Below are 19,812 nucleotides of genomic sequence, written 5' to 3' on the forward strand. Positions count from 1 at the left end.
TGCGCCGGACTGCACGGCCACCGCCTAAGCGCGAACCCCCTCCATTGCCAGCCGAATTTCTGCGCGCAGGCCGCCCCCCGCCCGGTTGGCCAGCACCAGCGATCCGCCATGGTCTTCCGCTATGGCCCGCGCCAGCGTAAGCCCCAGCCCCGCCCCGCCGGTTGCGCGGTTGCGGCTCGCCTCGCCGCGCTGGAAGGGTTCGAGCATCGCGTCGATCCGGTCGGGCGGAATGCCCGGCCCCTCGTCGTCGACCCGCAGCACGATCGCCTCGCCCTCGCGGAGCAGCGAGACGCGCGCGACATCGCCATAACGCAGCGCGTTCTCGATCAGGTTGCGCAGCGCGCGGCGCAGCCAGGTTTCGTGCACGCGCGCGGTGATCCGCTCGGTCGCATCCAGCGAGACCGGGCGGCCCATGTCCTCGAATTCCTCGACCACCGAATCCACCAGCGCGTCGAGCCGCACCGCTTCGGGCGGCGATCCGGCGCGGCCGATGCGGGCGAGCGAGAGGATATCGTCGAGCGAGCGGGTGATGTCCTCGATCCCCTCCACCATGCGGGCGCGCTGGGCGCTGCTTTCCACGCTCTCTATCCGCACCCGCAGCGCGGCCAGCGGCGTCTTGAGGTCGTGCCCGATCGCTCCGAGCATGACGTCCTTCTCGTCCAGCAGCGCGGCGATGCGCTGCTCCATCGCGTTATGTGCTGCGATCAGGCGGCGCACGTCTTCCGGCCCAGCGGGCTGGAGCGGCGGTTGCCCCGGGGCCGCGCGCCCGAACTGCTCGACCCGGTGCGTCAGCTGCGCGAGCGGGCGCGTGGCGCGCCGCAGCAACAGCGCCAGACCGCCGACCAGCAGCAGGTAGATGATCGCCGTCTGCAACAGGATCGCGCTCAGCGCGCCGGGGGAGCGGCGGTATTCCGGCAGGCGGGTGACGACCCAGCCCGCACTCTCCGGATAGCGCACGGCGACGTAGAACCAGCGATCGGGCGCGGGAATGCCGAGCCCACGCCGGGCGCGGCTGCCGCCGTCCGCGCGATCGTCGCGCGAAAAGCCGATCCGCCGCGTGGAACTCGCCACGCGGATGGCAGAGACGGGGACGCCCTGATCGACCAGGATCGTCTTCAGCCGCTGGGCGCGTTCGTCGTCCTGACCATTCAGGAAAAGTGGGGGGAGTCGCCCCACCGCCTCCAGCCGCGCCCGGCGTTCGCGCCTGCCGCCACGCCGTGCGCCCGGCGGACGGTCACCTTGGACGCGCTCGTAGCCGGCGATGAAGCGAAACGCGGCGCTATTGAGCAGCGCCTCCTCGCGCATCTGCGCCCCGGCTCTGAGAGCGAGCGCAGCGGAGATCGCCTGCGCCACCAGCAGCGCCAGCGCCGCCGATACGAGCACCTGGCCGAGCAGGCTGCGGGGCCAGAACCGGCGCAGCATCAGCCCTGCGTACCCGGAACGCGGCGCACGTCGGCGGCGAAGCTGTACCCGCCACCGCGCACGGTCTGGATGAAGCGCGGGTTGCGGCTGTCCTCCTCCAGCTTGCGGCGCAGGCGGCTGACCTGATTGTCCACCGCGCGATCGAACAGATGTGCCTCGCGCCCCTGGACCATGTCGAGCAAGCGATCGCGGTCGAGCACCTGCCGCGCATGGTCCAGAAAGGCGTGGAGCATGCGGAACTCGGCGGTCGAGATCGGCACCAGCGTGCCATCGGGATCGGTCAGCCGCCGCTTCAGCGGATCGAGCCGCCAGCCTTCGAATTCGTAAAGCCAGTCGTCCTCGGCCGACTGCGGGGCGCGGCTGGCGCGGCGCAGGACCGAGCGGATGCGCGCGACCAGCTCGCGCGGTTCGAACGGCTTCGCGACATAGTCGTCGGCTCCGATCTCCAGGCCGACGATGCGGTCGGTCGCCTCGCCGCGCGCGGTCAGCAGGATGACCGGCAGATCGCGTGTCTCGACCAGATGGCGGGTCAGCGACAACCCATCTTCGCCCGGCATCATGATGTCGAGCAGGGCGATGTCGGGTCGCTCGTCGACCAGGCGGCTGCGCGCGGCGGCCGCGCTCTCCGCGGCGGACACGCGAAACCCCTGGCCGACGAGATACTCGGCCAAGGGTTCGCGTAGGCTCGCCTCGTCGTCCACGAGGAGGATCAGGGGGGCGCTATCGTCGCTCATGCGAAGCCCAACGCGCCGCCCTCGATCGCGGTTTCGCGTAGCTTAGCTGGCATCGCCGGCGGTACGGCGATCCTTGCGCATGGCGCGCATCTGTTCGAACGCAGTCTTGCGCTCGGCCGCGGTGACAGTGCCGTTGTTGTCGGCGTCCGCCGCATCGAACCGGGCAAGGGCGGCGGTGGTGAACTCGGCCTGGCTGATCGCGCCGTCTTTGTCGGTGTCGGCCGCCTTCATCATGGCCATGCCGCGCATGCCGTGATGGCCGCCGCGACGATGTCGACCCATGCGCTTGCCTTCGGCGTCACCGTTCTCTGCGCGCATCTTTCCGCGTCCTTCGCGCATCTTGCCCCGCGCGGCGTCGAATTCGGCGCGGCTGATCGAGCCGTTGCCATCAGCGTCGAGACGGTCGAACATCTTTGCGCGCATCGCTTCGCGGTCGGCCTGGTCGAGTGTGCCGTCGCCGTTCACGTCCATCTTCTGGAACATCTGCGCCGTCTTCGCCTGAACTTCGGCGCGGGTCTGATCCTTGGCCTGCCATTTGCCAGGCTGGGCCATGGCGATACCGGCGGTCCCGGTTAGCGCGAGCGCGGCGGCGATCGCGATGCTGCGTTTGGTGGTCGTCTTCATGAAGAAACTCCTCTGTGTGCCAGAGCGCAGCGTCGCGGCCGGGGGGAAGGAGGGGGAGGGTCGGCCACGACGCTGCCACTCACCATGCCCTTATAGAAGCCCCTTGTCGCAGGAGTTTGCCGAGGAAAGGCAAATCTGTCGCGGCTTGTATCGCGCCAACGGGTTCATTCATGCGGCGTATAAGCTGAACGACGACGCACCTAGCGGGGTCGGTGCCGCGTCCCTTCGCCCGCGGTGATGAACACGGCGGTGGCTCGCGCCTCGACATCGGCGGTGTGCCACACTCCGGGCGCATTGATGGCATATTCGCCCGGATGCAGGGTGTGGCGGGCATGCTGCCCATCGGCCCCTTCCTGGATCAACGTAATCGTCCCGTCCCCGCACAGCACGACCTCGCTGCCCGCCGGATGCATTTCCCAGCTCTCCCAGTTTTCGGAGAAGCTGTGCCACGAGACCAGCCGACCTTCGGCCCCGTCGCCCGAATGCCGCTCACCATAGGCTTCGTACCAAGCCGGGTCGCCGGTGAAGGGCGGCTGCGGCGAAGCGGTCGCGTTCAGACCGAGGTGGATCGGCCGTTCGGAAAGGTCGTAGCTACCCGAGCTCATTTCGCTACCGTCATCGCTCTACCTCTCGTGACGACCCGCGACACGGAATGTACATCGCGCGAACATAACGCCGCCTCACAAGAGCGGCCTGGTATGCCGCTCCAGCCAGTCCAGCGCCTCGCCATCCAGTTGCGGCGCGAGCAGGGCGCGGGTGTGGGCGTGATATTCGTCCAGCCAGGCGATCTCGGTCGGGCTTAGCAGCTTGGTCTCGATCAGCGCGCGGTCGATCGGGACCCAGGTCAGGTTCTCGAACCCCAGCCAGACACCCTCGTCGGCGCGCGGGATGTCGCGGCGTTCGGTCAGCACGAGGTTCTCGATCCGGATGCCGTATTCGCCGGCCTTGTAATAGCCGGGCTCGTTCGAAAGGATCATTCCCTCGCGCAGCGGTTCGCCCGTGCCCGGGAAGCCGCCCGCAGGCTTCGCGATGCGTTGGGGCCCCTCGTGTACGGCGAGGAAGCTGCCCACGCCATGGCCGGTGCCATGTGCGTAATCTACGCCGGCGGCCCACAGATATTGCCGCGCCAGTGCATCCAAGGCGCCGCCGGTGGTCCCGTCAGGGAAGACGGCGGTGGCGATCGCGATATGCCCCTTCAGCACGCGGGTGAAGCGATCCTTCTGCTCTGCGCTGGGCTCGCCCGGTCCGATCCAGATGGTGCGCGTGATGTCGGTCGTGCCGTCCTGATACTGGCCACCCGAATCGCACAGATAGATGCTGTTGGGCGGGATCGGGATATTGCTGTCCTCGTCCACCCGGTAATGCGGCAGGGCGGCAGGGCGGCATGGCCGGCGGCGGCGGAGATGGTGTCGAAGCTGGTATCGCGCAGCACACCCGTCTCTTCGCGGAAGGACAGCAGCCTGGCGACGGCCTGCAGCTCGTCGATTTCGCCCGATGGCGCGTTGGCCTCGATCCAGCAGAGGTAGCGCGAGACTGCCGCACCGTCGCGCGCCTGCGCGTCGCGATGGCCCTGCGCCTCGGCGGGGTTCTTGATCGCCTTGGCGAGGATCGCCGGGTCGCGTACGGAAACCGGGGCCGCGCCGCCATCCTCCAGCGCCTGGAAGATCGCGGCGACGCCGTATTCCGGATCGACCGCCACGCGCTTGCCACGCTGTTCGCCCAGCGCCGGCTCGAAATCGGTGCGGTCGCGGATCGTCACCGCATTGCCGAGATGGCGTTGCAGTTCAGGCGTGACCTTTTCGGGCGCGATGAACAGCTCCGCCGTGCCGTCCTGATGCGCGAGGAGATAGGACAGCGCGACCGGCGTATGGCTCACGTCCTCGCCCCGGATGTTGAGCACCCACGCGATCGAATCGAGCGCGGAGATGACGGCGGCGTCCAGCTTCTTATCCTTCAACCAGCGGGCGATCTCGCCGCGCTTGTCGGCGCTGGAGCGGCCGGCGCGCTCGTCCGACTGGATGCTCGCGGTGGCCGCGCTCGGCGCAGGGCGATCCTGCCACACCGCGTCGATCGGATTGCTCTCGACCGGGACAAGTGTCGCGCCGACTTCGGCGAGCTGCTCGGCGGCCGCTTTCGCCCAGCCATGGGTGTGGAGCCACGGGTCGTACCCGATGCGGTCGCCCTCGCCGACATGTTCGGCCAACCAGGCCACCGGGCTGGTGGCGGGGACCGACTGATAGTCGAACAAGCGCTCGTCGACCTGCTCGCGCACCTGCACGGTGTAGCGCCCATCCACGAAGATCGCGGCCTGATCGCGCAGCACCGCCGCGCTGCCGGCCGATCCGCCGAAGCCCGTCAGCCAGGCGAGCCGCTGCGCGTATTCGCCGACATATTCGCTCATGTGTTCGTCGCTGATCGGGACCACGAACCCGGCGAGGTCGCGGCGTTTCAGTTCCTCGCGCAGGGCGGAAAGGCGGGCTTCATGGGTCTGCATCAGCATGGGCGGTCCCTCTTGTCTTCGTTCGCGTGTCTGTCTGCCCGTTCATGTAGGTATTCGGGCGCGAAAGGGCCACCCACGCCGGGCGCGGCGGGCTATGTATCGGACGAGAGCGCTTGTGACCGCGCGGCAATGGCCTAAATCGCTGCGCACATGACCGACCGAACGCAGCTGCCGCCGCGGGCCGAGAAGAAGCCCGCCACCTTCACCCATCACGGGATCACCGTCAGCGACGATTACGCCTGGCTGCGCGATCCCGGCTATCCAGAGGTGAAGACACCTGCGATCCTCGACTATCTCAATGCCGAGAATGCGTGGTTCGAGGCGCAGATGGCGGGGCAGCAGGGGCGGATCGACGCGCTGTTCACGGAGATGCGCGGACGGATCAAGGAAGCCGACAGCTCGGTGCCGCAGAAGGACGGCGACTGGCTCTACTGGGTCGAATACGAGGAAGGCGCGCAGTACAAGAAATGGTGGCGCAAACCTGTCGGTGGCGGCGAGGCGCAGCTGATGCTGGACGAGCCCGCCCTGGCCGAGGGGAAGGAGTATTTCCGCCTCGGCGCGATCTCCGTCAGCAAGTCGGGCCACCTCCTCGCCTATGCCGTTGACGACAACGGGTCGGAGCGATTTACCGCGCGGATCAAGGACTTGGAGACCGGCGAGCATCTGCCCGACGAGATCCCCGGCACGCTCTCCTCGCTGGTCTGGTGCGCGAACGACACCGCGCTGGTCTACTCGCTGGCGAACGAAAACTGGCGCACCGACAACGCACGGCTCCATCGCCTCGGCACCGAGAAGTCCGAAGATGTGCAACTTTATTACGAGGAAGACCAAGGTTTCCGCGTCGGGAGCGGGCTGTCGTCCGACGAGAGCTGGATCATCGTCACGAGCTCCGATCACGAGACCAGCGAAGTCCGCCTGATTCCCGCCGCCGACCCGACCGCGGAACCGATTCTGGTCCGCGAGCGGCAGGAAGGGGTCGAGTACGATGTCGATGTGCTGCCCGGCGGCACCGGCCCGTGGGGCGAGGATCGCCTGTTCGTGCACACCAACGACGCGCACGAGAATTTCCGGCTCGCCACCGCGCCGCTCTCCGACCCGGGGGCGTGGGAGGAGCTGATCGCGGGGTCTGACGAGTTCTACCTGACCGATGTGGCGCTGTTCCGCGACTTCTACGTGATCGAGGGCCGCGTGGGCGGGCTCGACCGGATCGAGATCCGCGATTACGCCGATCCGGACCGCATTCGCCCGATCCATTTCCCCGAGGCGAGCTTCAGCGCCGGGCTCGGCAACAATCCCGAATTCGATCAGACCGTGCTGCGGCTGGGCTACGAAAGCATGGTCAGCCCGGCTACGACCTACGACTATCATGTGGGTGAGGAGCGGCTCGAAACGCTCAAGGTGCAGGAGATTCCGTCGGGCTACGACGCCGATCTTTATGCAACCGAGCGGGTGGAGATCGCCGCGCGCGACGGGACGCCGATCCCGGTCTCGATCCTCTATCGCAAGGACCGCGAGAGCCCCGGCCCGCTGCATCTCTACGGCTATGGGGCCTACGGTATCGCGATCCCGCCCGGCTTTTCCACCAGTCGGCTGAGCCTGGTCGATCGCGGTTTCGCCTACGCGATCGCGCATGTGCGCGGCGGGGACGATCTGGGCCGGGCATGGTACCGCGCCGGCAAGCGCGAGGCGCGCATCAACACCTTCACCGATTTCGTCGACGTGGCGAAGGGCCTGATCGCGCGCGGACTGACCGAGGCGGGCCGCATCTCGATTTCCGGCGGATCGGCCGGGGGCGAGCTGATGGGTGCGGTGGTCAATTCCGACCCCGATCTGTGGGGCGCGGTGGTGGCGCATGTGCCGTTCGTGGACGTGCTGGCGACCATGCTCGACGCTTCGCTGCCGCTGACGCCGGGCGAGTGGCCCGAATGGGGCAATCCGATCGAGGATGCCGCCGCGTTCGAGCTGATCCGCAGCTATTCCCCCTACGACAATGTCCGCGCGCAGGACTATCCGCCGATCATGGTCACCGCCGGGCTGAACGACCCGCGCGTGACCTATTGGGAGCCCGCCAAATGGGTCGCCCGCCTGCGCGACGTGAAGACCGGCGACAACGCGCTGATCCTGAAGACCAACATGGGCGCAGGGCACGGCGGCAAGTCGGGCCGGTTCGAATCCCTGCGCGAAACGGCGGAGGAGTTCGCCTTCATCCTGTGGCAGATGGGGGTGGAAGGGTGAGCGAACCGTTCGCCCGCACCTTTACCGCCACCCCGGACCACATCGACGAGCTGGGGCACGTCAACAACGCGGTCTGGGTGCAGTGGATTCAGGATGTCGCCGTCTCCCACTGGGACGCGGTGGCGCGGCCCGAAGATCGCGACGCCTACATCTGGGTCGTGCTGCGCCACGAGATCGACTATCGCGGCAATATCGGCGCGGGGGAGCGCGCGCACGGCACCACCTTCATTCCCGGCGAGCCGAGGGGCGCGCGGTTCGATCGGCGGGTCGAGTTCCACGACGATGGGGGAAAGCTGCTGGTTTCGGCGCTCACCACCTGGGCGATGCTCGACCGCGAAACGCTGCGCCCGCAGCGCGTGCGCGCCGAGATCGCGGCACCGTTCGTCTCCGATACGAAGAGCTAGCCGGTCGCGACCCGCCCTTGCGTGGGTAGCGCAAACAGAACCAGCTTCTCCGTTTCCGCGCGATTGCGCCCGTTCTCCTTCGCTTCGTAAAGCAGCGCGTCGGCGCGGGCGTAGAGTTCGTTGAAACCGACGGCGGTCATGCCGTCGCGCGGCATCTCGATCAGGCCCATGCTTGCGGTCACCGGCATGTCGAGGTCGCAGACATCGCGCGCCACCCGCACCGTGATCGCCTGACGCAGCGCTTCGGCCCGCCGAACCGCTTCGGGTCCGCGCAGCAGCAGCATGAATTCCTCACCGCCCATGCGCACGGCGATCACATTGCGGCCTTCCCCCACCGGCTGGAGGGCACGGGCGCAGGACACCAGCACGGCGTCGCCCGTCAGGTGGCCGAAACGGTCGTTCACCGTCTTGAACCGGTCGAGGTCGATCAGGGCCATCGTATCGAACCCTTCTTCGCGCAGATCGGCGAAGCGCGGTTCGATCCCGCGGCGGTTGAGCAGCCCGGTGAGGGGGTCGCTGACGGCGATTTCCTCCAGCGAGCGGGCATGGTCGAGCGCGCTGTCACGCTGGCGGCGCAGGGTGATCATCCGGTCCGCCACCGCAAGACCGGTGCCCAGAACTTCCAGCGCGCAGCCGAGATAGAACAGGCTCGGGATCTCGATCGGCGAAACGCCACCGATGAGAAAGCTCGACTGCCGTGCGATTGCGACGGCCAGGAGCGGAAACCAGCCAATCGCCTGAAACATGGCGGCACGGCTGCGCCGCCACAACGCGTTGCACAGCAGCACGATGATGAAGCCGAGCGCGGGCAGCATCGCCAAGCGATAGACATCCATCTGGAGCGTGCGATACGCCCCCGGGAACAGCGCATGGAGCAGCCCGATCGCGCCGATCGAGACCGCGACGGCGGGAATCGCGGCGCAGATCCGGGGGTGCAGCTTGCCCGGTTCGATGAAATTGCGGGCGAACATCAGCGCGCACACCCCGACCAATTCGAAACCGATCGCCGCGCCGAAGGTCACCTGCTTCACGGTCAGCGGCAGCAGGAGCAGCGCGATGTTCGAGGCGCAGGAAACCGCCATCAGCATCGCGACCGCCAGCGCCGAATGCCACACGAGGAAGCGTTCACGCAGGACACGGTAGAACATGACATTGAACATCAGCGGCAGCACCAGCATGCCGCAGATCAGGGCTGCGAGGGCATAGGAGCGCATGTCCGCTCCGCCCGGCTCCTCCTGCGCGACGAAGGCGGATGGCACGGTGCGCGGATTGGCCGCACCGTCGACGATGGCGACGATCGCGACCGGCCGGCGCGCTGTCTGCGGCAAGGCGAGGCGCATCATCCCCGCTATGCCCGCAGGCTCCTGATCGTTCATGGTGTAACGCTGGCGGACCGCGGTGCCGGTATCGCCGACCACTGCGATCTCGACGCCCGATAGCGCGCCGCGGCGCAGATAGAGGCTATCCGGCACCGCGCCCGTGGCTGGGACCGCGAACCGGACGAAGGACCGCTCCGCATCGGAGCGCCCGGCGTCGGGCGAACAATCCCACCGGTGTGCCTCTTTCCAGACGTGCGTCAGGGCCTCGCCCGGTGCGCCGGGAGCGATGCACCGCTCCTGGACGGCGGACACGGGTCCGGCGGCCGCGGTTTGCGGCATGGCGAGGCCGATGGCGAACGCCAGCAATGCGAACAGAAACCTGACCACCCGTCTCCACTTGTTCCCCCGGGCGGCCCATTAGCGCAACAGGCTTGCCACTCCGTAAAGGAGCATAAAGGGAAATTGCGGAGTCGAGGTGTCAGGCCGTGCCGAGAATATCGCCGACGCTGCGGTATTCGTAGCCCAGTTCCTTCGCCACCGCCTCGTAGGTCACTTCGCCGGCGTGGACGTTCAGCCCCTCGGCCAGATGCGGGCTGGCCTGCATCGCGCCCTTCCAGCCCTTGTCGGCGATTTCCAGCGCGTGCGGCAGGGTCACGTTGTTGAGCGCATAGGTGCTGGTGCGAGCGACCGCTCCGGGCATGTTGGCGACGCAATAATGGACGATGCCGTCGACGATATAGGTCGGGTCGTCATGCGTGGTCGGCTTGCTCGTCTCGAAGCAGCCGCCCTGGTCGATCGCAACATCGACGAGCACCGCGCCGGCCAGCATGTCGCCCAGCAGCTCGCGCGTGATCAGCTTGGGCGCGGCGGCCCCCGGGATCAGTACCGCGCCGATGACCAGGTCGGCCTCGCACACCGCGGCGTGCAGGTTCGCCTCGTTCGAAAAACGCGTCTTGGCGCGCGATTCGAAATGGGTGCCGACCCGCTCCAGCACTTCGGGATCGCGGTCGAGGATGGTGACATCGGCGCCCAGGCCGGCGGCCATCTGCGCCGCGTTGAAGCCGACCACGCCGCCGCCGATCACCACGACCTTGGCCGGCATGACGCCCGGCACGCCGCCCAGCAGCACGCCGCGTCCGCCATGCCCCTTCTCCAGCGCGGTCGCGCCCGCCTGCACGCTCATGCGGCCGGCCACCTGGCTCATCGGCTTCAGGAGCGGCAGGGTGCGGCCGGGACCCGTCACCGTCTCGTAAGCGATCGCGGTGACGCCGGACTTGACCAGATCGTGGGTCTGTTCGGGATCGGGCGCGAGATGCAGATAGGTGTAGAGGATCTGCCCCTCGCGCAGCTTCTTGCGCTCGTCCGCCTGCGGTTCCTTGACCTTCACCACCATTTCGCATTCGGCGAAGATCGGATCGGGGCCGTCGACGATCTGCGCCCCGGCGGCCTGGTATTGCGCGTCCGTCGCGTCGATGCCGAGCCCCGCGCCGCCTTCGATCCAGACCTCGTGGCCGTGGCGCACCAGCTCGCGCGCGCTCTCGGGCGTCAGGCCGACGCGGTATTCGTGGTTCTTGATTTCGCGGGGGCAACCGATGCGCATTGGGGCAGTCCTTTCGTGTTGCGTGCGCCGTTACAAGTGAAACCGCCGGGCGGCAACGGGGGTGCGTGGATCGACGATGGTCATAACTGACGGGAATGTCAGGAATGTCGTAATAGCGTCATACGAGGGCCATAAGGGCGGTTTCCGAACCCGGACATGGGGCGGAGCACGAGTCGATGAAGCAGAAAGCGGTTCAGGCTGGTCTCGCGCTGGCGGCGGCCGCATGGGTGGTGCCGGCCCCCGCTCATGCACAGGCGCAAGCTGCCGACGACGCAGCGGTGCGCGAGCAGATCGCGCAGTTGCGGGCCGAGATGGCGCAAATGGCGCAGCGCCTCGAAGCGCTGGAAGGCCAGCTCGCCCCGGCCGCGCCAACGGCGGGCGAGGCTGTTCCCATGCAGACCATGGCAGCCGCCCCTGCCCCGACACCTGTCGAGCCCGCGTCGCCCTCCTCCACCATTGCGTGGAAGGGCGCGCCGGTCATCACGGGGCCGGACGGCTGGAGCTTCAAGCCGCGCGGACGCCTGCAATTCGACGCGGGCACAGTTTCGGCGCCCGACGCGACCGGCGTCGATGACGGCTATGGCGGGGAGGTGCGCCGCGCCCGGCTGGGCGTCCAGGGCGATATGCCCGGCGGCTTCGGCTATAAGCTGGAGATCGATGTCGCGCACGACACCACCGAGGTCACCGACGCGCTGATCACCTGGGAACGCGACGGCGCGACGGTGACGGTGGGACAGCAAAATCCGTTCCAGGGGCTGGAGGAACTGACCAGCAGCCTGTTCATCTCCCACCTGGAGCGCGCGGCGTTCACCGATGCTTTCGGCTTCGAACGGCGGCTGGGCGTCAGCCTGCAATACGCGCGCGGCGACGTGCTGGTGCAGGGCGGCATCTTCAACGACAATATCGACGACCTGCCCGACCGCAACTGGAGCGTGGACGGGCGCGTGGTCTACCTGCCCCGGCTGGGCGAGACGCAACTGCATCTCGGCGCGTCGATCCACCATGCGGGGCTGGAGGACGGGTCGCAGCTTCGCTATCGGCAGAGGCCACTGGTCCACTTCATCGACCAGCGTTTCATCGATACGCGCGCAATGCTCGCCAGCGCCGAAACCGGAGTGGGGCTGGAGGCGGCGGCGATCGCCGGGCGCTTCCACGTCACCGGCGAGACCTACTGGCAGCGGGTGGATCGACCTGCGGACCTGGCCGATCCGACCTTCTTCGGCGGCTATGCGGAAGTCGGCTATTTCCTCACCCGTGGCGATCACCGCGGGTACAAGGCAGGGATTTTCGATCGCGTGAAACCGGCGCGTCCGGTCGGCGAAGGCGGCATCGGCGCGGTCCAGGCGACCCTGCGCTATGACCGGCTCGATCTCAGCGATGCGGAGGCCGGGATCGCCGGCGGCACGCAGGACGGCTACATCGCCTCTTTGATCTGGACCCCGACCGACTACACCCGCCTGATGCTCACCTATGCCCGGCTGCAATACGACGATGCCGCCGTACCGCTGGCGGATGGGGGGCGCAGCTACGGCGTCGACAGCGTCGGCGTGCGGGGGCAGATCGATTTCTGAACCGGCGGGTCTGCCCGCCCCGTCACCCGGCCATTGTCACACCAGCGTCAAAAACAGCGCCGATAGGCGCTCTTATCAATCAGGGAACATGCACATGAAGAAGATCGCGTCTCTCGGCCTCGTCGCCGCTTCCGCTCTGGCTCTCGCCGCCTGCGGCGGTGCCGGCGGCGCGGGCGCAACGCGCGACACTATCCGCGCGGTGGGCTCCTCGACCGTCTATCCCTTCGCCAAGAAGGTGGCGGAAACCTTCGCCCGGTCGAACCCGAACTACGGTTCGCCGCTGATCGAATCGACCGGCACGGGCGGCGGCATCGCGCTGTTCTGTCAGGGCGTGGGGGCGGACACGCCGGATCTCGCCAATGCCTCGCGCCGGATGAAGCCGAGCGAGTTCGACACCTGCGCCGCGAACGGGGTGAAGGACATCGTGGAGGTCCAGGTCGGACTCGACGGGATCGCCTTTGCCGCGACCAAGGGCGGCATCGAGATGAACCTGACGCCCGAGATCGTTTACCGCGCGCTGGCGGCGAAGCCTTATGGCAAGGAGCAGACCGCGCAGACCTGGAAGGATGTCGATCCCTCGCTGCCCGACCTGCCGATCCTGGTTTACGGCCCGCCCTCGACCAGCGGCACGCGCGACGCGCTGAAGGAGCTGATCCTGGAAAAGGGTTGCGAAGGCAATGCGGAGATGGAAGCGCTGAAGGAAAGCGACAAGGACGCCTTCACCCGCACCTGCACCGAGGTTCGCACCGACGGTAAGTATGTCGAGCAGGGCGAGCAGGACAATCTGATCGTGCAGAAGATCGAGGCGAACAAGAACGCCGTTGGCATCTTCGGCTATTCCTACCTCGAAGAGAATGCGAGCCGGCTGAACGGGCTGAAGATGAACGGGGTCGAACCGACCTACGAGAACATCTCCAGCTTCAGCTATCCCGGCGCGCGGCCGCTGTTCGTTTATGTGAAGAAGGCGCATGCGAACGCCATTCCGGGCCTGAAGGAATATCTCGCCCAGTGGCCGCAGATGTGGGGCAAGGGCGGCCCGCTGGCCAAGATCGGCCTGGTCGCCTCGCCCGAAGGCGCAATGAGCGCCAATGCGCAGAAGGCGACCACGCTGGCCCCAGTGGTGACCAAGGCCGAGCTGGAAGCGCCGCTTACCGCCCGGTAAGCGGGCGCTTCCCGGCGCAGCGCGTCGTTCGTCCGATCAGGGAACGACGCGCTCGCCGCCGCGGGCCTCCACCTTGTCCTGCGTGTTGAGGTCGAAATCGCGGGCGTCGTGGCGCTCGTGTAACTGGCGTTCGGCGGGGCCGCGGATATTGTTGACCATCTCGCCGCGCCGGACGGCGGGCCGGTTGCCGACCTCTTCGGCATAGCGCTGCAGATTGGCGTATTGCTCGACCTGCAGGAATTCCTGCGCGTCGTAGGCCGATTTCATCACGCCGCCGTACCAAGGGTAGATCGCCATGTCGGCGATGGAGAAATCCTCGCCCGCGATGAAGCGCCGGTCGGCGAGCACGCTGTCGAGCAGGTCGAGCTGCCGCTTCACCTCCATCGCGAAGCGGTCGATCGCGTATTCGATCTTGATCGGTGCGTAGGCGTAGAAATGGCCGAACCCGCCGCCCAGGAACGGGCCGGCCCCCATCTGCCACATCAGCCAGTTGAGCGTTTCGGTCCGCTTCGGCCCGGAAGCGGGCAGGAACGCGCCGAATTTCTCCGCCAGATGGAGGAGGATCGATCCCGATTCGAACACGCGCACCGGTTCGCTGCCCGAACGGTCGAGCAGAGCGGGGATCTTGGAATTGGGGTTCACGTCGACGAAGCCGCTCGAAAACTGGTCGCCATCCATGATGTTGATCAGCCAGGCATCGTATTCCGCCTCCGCGTGACCGGCAGCGAGCAGCTCCTCGAACATGATCGCCGCCTTCTGCCCGTTGGGTGTGGCGAGCGAATAGAGCTGGAACGGGTGGTCGCCCACGGGGAGGTCGCGGTCGTATCGCGCGCCGGCGGTCGGCCGGTTGATACCCGCGAACTGCCCCCCGCTTTCGGTTTCGGCATTCCAGACCTTCGGTGGTTCGTAGCCTGCGGGCAGATTGTCGGCGGGTTCGTGATCGGCCATCGGATTCTCCTGCGTTGGTTCTTGCTCTCTCAACGTCGAACGCCCGGATCGGTCCCGCCTTGACGCTGGGCAAGGGGTGCGCCAGCACGGTGATAACCGGTTGCAAACCGAAATGGGAGAGAGACATGAGCGAGACTGTCCACACCGAAACGCGCGGAAACGTGCTGGTCATCACCATCGACCGCCCCGAAGCGAAGAACGCCATCAACCGCGAGGCTGCGGAGGGGATCGCCGCAGCGCTCGACCGGCTCGACGCCGAGGACGAACTGCGGGTCGGTATCCTGACGGGCGCGGGCGGCACCTTCTGTTCGGGGATGGATCTCAAGGGATTCCTGCGCGGCGAATCCCCCTTCGTCGAAGGGCGGGGCTTCGGCGGCCTGACCGAGCGCAAGCCGGCGAAACCTCTGATCGCCGCGGTAGAGGGCTATGCGCTGGCAGGCGGGCTCGAACTGATGATCGCCTGCGACATGGTCGTCGCGCATAGCGGAGCGAAGCTGGGAATTCCCGAAGCGAAGCGCGGCCTTGCCGCGGCGGCGGGTGGCCTGATGCTGCTGCCCGACCAGATCCCACACAAGGTCGCGATGGAACTGGCGCTGACGGGCGATTTCATCGACGCCGCGCGCGGCTACGAACTCGGGCTTATCAACCGCGTAACCGACGGGTCCGCGCTGGACGGCGCGATGGAGCTGGCCCAGGCGATCGCCGCGAACGGGCCGCTGGCGGTGCGTATCTCGAAGCAGATCATCGAAGAATCGCGCGGCTGGTCGCCCGACGAGCGGTGGGAGCGGCAGGGCCAGCTTACGCCCCAGGTTTTCGCCAGCGAAGACGCGCGCGAAGGGGCCGCGGCCTTCGCCGAGAAGCGCCAGCCGGAGTGGAAGGGCCGATAGTGCCGGGCGCTCGCGGCGGCCCGCTCTCGGGGCTGACCATCGTGGAGTTCGCCGGGATCGGGCCGGGGCCGTTTTGCGGCATGATGCTGGCCGACCACGGCGCGGACGTGATCCGGATCGACCGCGCCAATGGTTCGCGCGGCGGCTCGCAGCCGGTTTCGAGCAGAGACGTGCTGGCGCGCGGGCGGCGCTCGATCGCGCTCGACCTGAAGAGCGAGCAGGGGGTCGCGCTGGCGCGCCGGCTGTGCACACGGGCGGACGGGCTCATCGAGGGGTTCCGCCCCGGGGTGATGGAACGGCTCGGCCTCGGCCCGGAAGAGCTGCTGCGCGACAATCCGAAGCTGGTCTATGGGCGCATGACCGGCTGGGGCCAGACCGGCCCCTACGCGCACGCCGCCGGGCACGACATCAACTATATTGCGCTGAGCGGCGCGCTCGCGCATTTCGGCCGGGCGGGCGAGAAGCCGACCCCGCCGATCAATCTCGTCGGCGATTTCGGTGGCGGCGGCATGATGCTGGCCTTCGGCATGGTGGCGGCCCTGCTCAACGTCGCGCGCGGCGGGGAAGGCCAGGTGATCGACGCCGCCATGACCGATGGCAGCGCGGTGCTGATGGCCATGCTCCACGGGATGCGCAGCATGGGCGCGTGGTCGGACGAGCGCGGGGCCAACATCATCGATACCGGCGCGCCGTTCTACGACACCTACCAGACCGCCGATGGCAGGTATGTCGCGATCGGCAGCATCGAGCCGCAATTCTACGCGGAACTGCGGCGGCTGGCGGGACTCGCCGACGATCCCGCTTTCGACGCGCAGCACGACCGTGCGAACTGGCCTGCGCTCAAGGAGAAGCTGGCAGGCGTTTTCGCGACGAAGACCCGCGCCGAGTGGGACGCGCTGATGGAGCATACCGACGTCTGCTACGCGCCCGTCCTGACCATGGGCGAAGCGCCGCAGCATCCGCACAACCGCGCCCGCGAAACCTTCGTCACCGTGGGCGGCGACATCCAGCCCGCGCCCGCGCCGCGCTATTCCGCCACCGCCACGACCACGCCCGAACCGGCCCCTTTGCCCGGCACCGATACCGATGCGATCCTTGCCGGACTGAGGGTTGCCGAGGGCGAACGGGAGGCTTTGCGCGCCGCCGGCACGATCGGCTGAGACGAGACCAAGACGAGAGAGGACCGTCACCATGCCCGTGATCGATGTGCCCAAGCCCGAATTCATGGAAGACGAGGAGATCGCGATCTTCTCCGACGCGGTCGGCAAGTTCCTGGAGCGGGCCGCGCCCGAGAAGCGCGTCGCCGGCTGGCGCGAGGCGGGGCAGGTCGAACGCGCGTTCTGGGGCGAGGCGGGCGAGGCCGGGCTGCTGGGCGTCTCCGTGCCGGAGGAATATGGCGGCCATGGCGGCGATTTCCGACACGATCTGGTGGTGGTGGACCAGGTGTCGAAGCACGGCGTCGAAGGCTTCGCCGCGAGCCTGCACAACGTCATCATCCTGCCCTATCTCGTGCGCCACGGGACCGAGGAGCAGAAGAGGAAATATCTGCCGCGCCTCGTTTCGGGCGAGCTGGTCAGCGCCATCGCGATGACCGAGCCGGGCGTCGGCTCCGACCTGCAGAGCATCACAACCACCGCCACCAAGGACGGGAATGGCTACCGCCTCAACGGCTCCAAGACCTACATCTCCAACGGCCAGATCGCCGATTTCGTGATCGTGGTGGCGAAGACCGACCCGAACGAGCGCGCCAAGGGCATCTCGCTCGTGCTGCTGGAAACCGAGGGGGCGGAAGGATTCCAGCGCGGCAGGAAGCTCGACAAGATCGGACTCGACGCGCAGGACACCAGCGAGCTGTTCTTCGACGATGTGTTCGTGCCGGGCGACGCGATCCTGGGCGGGGTCGAGGGGAAGGGCTTCTACCAGCTGATGGGCGAGCTGCCGCAGGAGCGGCTGATCATCGCGGTCCAGGCGATGGACGGGATCGAACGCGCGCTCGACGTGACGGTCGATTTCGTGAAAAGCCGCAAGGCTTTCGGCCAGACCGTGTGGGATTTCCAGAACACCCAGTTCGTGCTCGCCGACCTGAAGGCGAAGGGAACCGCGGCGCGCGTGTTCGTGAATGACTGCATCGGGCGGCTGCTGAAGGGCGAGCTCGACGTCGCGACCGCCAGCATGGCGAAATACTGGGTCACCGAACTGCAGAGCGAGGTGGTCGACAAATGCCTGCAACTGCACGGCGGCTCTGGCTACATAAACGACTATCCGATCGCGCGGATGTACCGCGACAGCCGTATCGCGCGCATCTTCGGCGGATCGAACGAGATCATGCGGATGCTGATCGCCAGATCGATATGATTCACGGGAAGAATCGGGTATAGGCGTCAACTTGCCATTCACTTGCCTGCGCCTACATTGCGAAGGTGAAAGGAACCGCGCCCGATGAGCGATAACCAGAATCAGCAAGATCCCGAATCCGGGGGGCCGAATCCCTGGATCAAGAGCATGATGATCTGGGGCGGGGTGTTCCTCGCGCTGCTGCTGGTCGTCTCCATGTTCTCCAACGGGTCCAGCACGCCGGGCACGCAGATCGGCTATTCCGATTTCCGCAACCAGGTGGAAGCGGGCATGGTGAAGAGCGTGGAGATCGCGCCGGACCAGATTACCGGCACGCTCAAGAACGACAAGGCGTTCACCACCGTTCCGGTCCAGGGCGACACGAACCTGACGCAGCTGCTCGACGCCAACGACGTCACCTATTCGGGTGCCAAGGCGGACCAGCCCAATGTCTTCCTCTACATCCTGCTGCAATCGCTCCCGTTCCTGCTGATCCTGGGCATCGCCTTCTTCGCGCTGCGCCAAGTGCAGAAGGGCGGCGGTGCCGGCGGTGCCATGGGCTTCGGCAAGTCGAAGGCCAAGATGCTGACCGAGAAGCAGGGCCGCGTGACGTTCGACGACGTCGCCGGGATCGACGAGGCGCGCGAGGAGCTGCAGGAGGTCGTGGAGTTCCTGAAGGACCCGAGCCGCTTCTCCAAGCTGGGCGGACAGATTCCAAAGGGTGCGCTGCTGGTCGGCTCGCCCGGCACCGGCAAGACCTTGCTCGCCCGCGCCATCGCGGGTGAGGCGGGCGTGCCGTTCTTCACCATTTCCGGCTCCGACTTCGTCGAGATGTTCGTCGGCGTGGGCGCGAGCCGCGTGCGCGACATGTTCGAACAGGCGAAGAAGAATGCGCCGTGCATCCTCTTCATCGACGAAATCGACGCAGTCGGCCGTTCGCGCGGCCACGGCCTCGGCAATTCCAACGACGAACGCGAGCAGACGCTGAACCAGCTGTTGGTCGAGATGGACGGGTTCGAGGCGAACGAGGGCATCATCATCGTCGCCGCGACCAACCGGCCCGACGTGCTCGACCCCGCGCTGCTGCGCCCGGGCCGCTTCGACCGCCAGGTGGTGGTGCCGGTGCCCGACATCGACGGGCGCGAGAAGATTCTCCAGGTCCACATGAAGAAGGTGCCGCTGGCGCCGGACGTGAACAGCCGCACCATCGCGCGTGGCACGCCCGGCTTCTCGGGCGCGGACCTCGCCAACCTCGTCAACGAGGCGGCGCTGCTTGCTGCGCGCCGCAACAAGCGCCTTGTCGCGATGCAGGAGTTCGAGGACGCGAAGGACAAGGTCATGATGGGCAGCGAACGCCGCTCCATGGTCATGACCGACGACGAGAAGAAGATGACCGCCTATCACGAGGCGGGCCATGCCCTGGTCAGCCTGAACGAGCCGGCGTCGGACCCGATACACAAGGCGACGATCATCCCGCGCGGCCGCGCGCTGGGCATGGTGATGCGTCTGCCCGAACGCGACAACTACTCCTACCATCGCGACAAGATGCTCGCCGACCTCGCGGTCAGCATGGGCGGGCGCGTGGCGGAAGAGATCATCTTTGGCCACGACAAGGTGTCGAGCGGCGCTTCGTCCGACATCCAGTACGCGACCAAGCTGGCGCGCAACATGGTCACCAAATGGGGCATGAGCGACAAGCTCGGTCCGCTCCAGTACGAGGAAAGCCAGGAAGGCTATCTCGGCATGGGGCAGACCGCGCGCACCATGGGCTCGGACGAAACCAACAAGCTGATCGACGCCGAGATCAAGACGCTGGTCGAAACCGCGCTCAAGCGCGCGACCGAGATCCTGACCGACCAGGAGGACAAGCTCCATCTCCTCGCGCAGGCGATGCTCGAGTTCGAGACGCTGACCGGCGACGAGATCGTCCAGCTGTTGCAGGACGGCAAGCTGGAGCGACCCGACGAGCCGAAGGGCCCGAGCAATATTCGCCCCGTGACCGGCTCCGCCATCCCCAAGTCGGGCAGGCGCTTCGGCGGAGAAGGCGCTCCGCAGCCGGGCTGATCCCGATC

General features: G+C 67.2%; 15 protein-coding genes and 1 pseudogene. 8 read left to right on the top strand and 8 right to left on the bottom strand.

Features of this window, described 5'->3' with window-relative positions; all coding sequences use genetic code 11:
• Positions 1-24 precede the first annotated feature (24 nt).
• The 5 genes and pseudogenes from MKP08_RS04510 to MKP08_RS04530 all read right to left on the bottom strand — a co-directional run bounded on the left by MKP08_RS04510 (position 25) and on the right by MKP08_RS04530 (position 5,280).
• On the bottom strand, positions 25-1,422 hold the full coding sequence (locus tag MKP08_RS04510; protein WP_241555071.1) for an ATP-binding protein: 1,398 nt from the start codon (positions 1,420-1,422) through the stop codon (positions 25-27).
• Positions 1,422-2,156: a response regulator gene (locus tag MKP08_RS04515; protein ID WP_241555072.1), complete on the bottom strand. Its 735-nt coding sequence runs from the start codon at positions 2,154-2,156 to the stop codon at positions 1,422-1,424. Before MKP08_RS04515 ends, MKP08_RS04510 begins: the two co-directional genes overlap by 1 nt.
• Positions 2,157-2,198: 42 nt before the next feature.
• Positions 2,199-2,780 carry an EF-hand domain-containing protein gene (locus MKP08_RS04520; RefSeq protein WP_241555073.1) on the bottom strand — a complete coding sequence of 194 codons (582 nt, stop codon included), beginning with the start codon at positions 2,778-2,780 and terminating at the stop codon, positions 2,199-2,201.
• Between the two features lie 200 nt (positions 2,781-2,980).
• Entirely contained in the window at positions 2,981-3,385 is a 405-nt protein-coding gene (locus MKP08_RS04525; protein WP_241555074.1) for a cupin, read from the bottom strand.
• Between the two features lie 75 nt (positions 3,386-3,460).
• Positions 3,461-5,280: pseudogene (locus MKP08_RS04530) on the bottom strand (aminopeptidase P family protein).
• 150 nt (positions 5,281-5,430) lie between these two features.
• On the opposite strand from MKP08_RS04530, the gene MKP08_RS04535 reads away from it, so the two are divergent.
• Both MKP08_RS04535 and MKP08_RS04540 read left to right on the top strand, forming a co-directional pair.
• A complete protein-coding gene (locus MKP08_RS04535; RefSeq protein WP_241555075.1) occupies positions 5,431-7,515 on the top strand; it encodes a S9 family peptidase in 2,085 nt (694 codons plus the stop codon).
• A complete protein-coding gene (locus MKP08_RS04540) occupies positions 7,512-7,919 on the top strand; it encodes an acyl-CoA thioesterase (protein WP_241555076.1) in 408 nt (135 codons plus the stop codon). The genes MKP08_RS04535 and MKP08_RS04540 overlap by 4 nt, the downstream gene beginning before the upstream one ends.
• Here MKP08_RS04540 and MKP08_RS04545 read toward each other — a convergent pair.
• The gene (locus MKP08_RS04545; RefSeq protein WP_241555077.1) at positions 7,916-9,625 is read right to left on the bottom strand and encodes a diguanylate cyclase; all 1,710 of its coding nucleotides are present in this window, start codon (positions 9,623-9,625) and stop codon (positions 7,916-7,918) included. The two genes, MKP08_RS04540 and MKP08_RS04545, sit on opposite strands and share 4 nt — an antisense overlap.
• 91 nt (positions 9,626-9,716) lie before the next feature.
• The gene (gene ald / locus MKP08_RS04550) at positions 9,717-10,838 is read right to left on the bottom strand and encodes an alanine dehydrogenase (RefSeq protein WP_241555078.1); all 1,122 of its coding nucleotides are present in this window, start codon (positions 10,836-10,838) and stop codon (positions 9,717-9,719) included.
• 176 nt (positions 10,839-11,014) lie between these two features.
• Here ald and MKP08_RS04555 point away from each other — a divergent pair, with 176 nt between their 5' ends.
• Positions 11,015-12,409 (top strand): OprO/OprP family phosphate-selective porin, encoded by a 1,395-nt coding sequence (locus MKP08_RS04555; RefSeq protein ID WP_241555079.1) that lies wholly within the window; start codon positions 11,015-11,017, stop codon positions 12,407-12,409.
• Positions 12,410-12,503: 94 nt separating this feature from the next.
• Positions 12,504-13,571: a substrate-binding domain-containing protein gene (locus MKP08_RS04560; RefSeq protein WP_241555080.1), complete on the top strand. Its 1,068-nt coding sequence runs from the start codon at positions 12,504-12,506 to the stop codon at positions 13,569-13,571.
• Positions 13,572-13,607: 36 nt separating this feature from the next.
• Here MKP08_RS04560 and yghU read toward each other — a convergent pair whose 3' ends face one another.
• Positions 13,608-14,519: a glutathione-dependent disulfide-bond oxidoreductase gene (gene yghU, locus MKP08_RS04565; protein WP_241555081.1), complete on the bottom strand. Its 912-nt coding sequence runs from the start codon at positions 14,517-14,519 to the stop codon at positions 13,608-13,610.
• Between the two features lie 125 nt (positions 14,520-14,644).
• Here yghU and MKP08_RS04570 point away from each other — a divergent pair, with 125 nt between their 5' ends.
• From MKP08_RS04570 to ftsH, 4 genes are all read left to right on the top strand, one after another.
• On the top strand, positions 14,645-15,406 hold the full coding sequence (locus MKP08_RS04570; protein WP_241555082.1) for a crotonase/enoyl-CoA hydratase family protein: 762 nt from the start codon (positions 14,645-14,647) through the stop codon (positions 15,404-15,406).
• Positions 15,391-16,566 (top strand): CaiB/BaiF CoA-transferase family protein, encoded by a 1,176-nt coding sequence (locus MKP08_RS04575; RefSeq protein ID WP_241555083.1) that lies wholly within the window; start codon positions 15,391-15,393, stop codon positions 16,564-16,566. Before MKP08_RS04570 ends, MKP08_RS04575 begins: the two co-directional genes overlap by 16 nt.
• A gap of 31 nt (positions 16,567-16,597) precedes the next feature.
• Positions 16,598-17,761 (top strand): acyl-CoA dehydrogenase family protein, encoded by a 1,164-nt coding sequence (locus MKP08_RS04580; protein ID WP_241555084.1) that lies wholly within the window; start codon positions 16,598-16,600, stop codon positions 17,759-17,761.
• A gap of 84 nt (positions 17,762-17,845) precedes the next feature.
• Positions 17,846-19,804: an ATP-dependent zinc metalloprotease FtsH gene (gene ftsH / locus MKP08_RS04585; RefSeq protein ID WP_306300120.1), complete on the top strand. Its 1,959-nt coding sequence runs from the start codon at positions 17,846-17,848 to the stop codon at positions 19,802-19,804.
• Positions 19,805-19,812 lie beyond the last annotated feature (8 nt).

Source organism: Erythrobacter sp. LQ02-29 (assembly GCF_022576075.2).
In the GTDB taxonomy this organism is placed as follows: domain Bacteria; phylum Pseudomonadota; class Alphaproteobacteria; order Sphingomonadales; family Sphingomonadaceae; genus Alteriqipengyuania.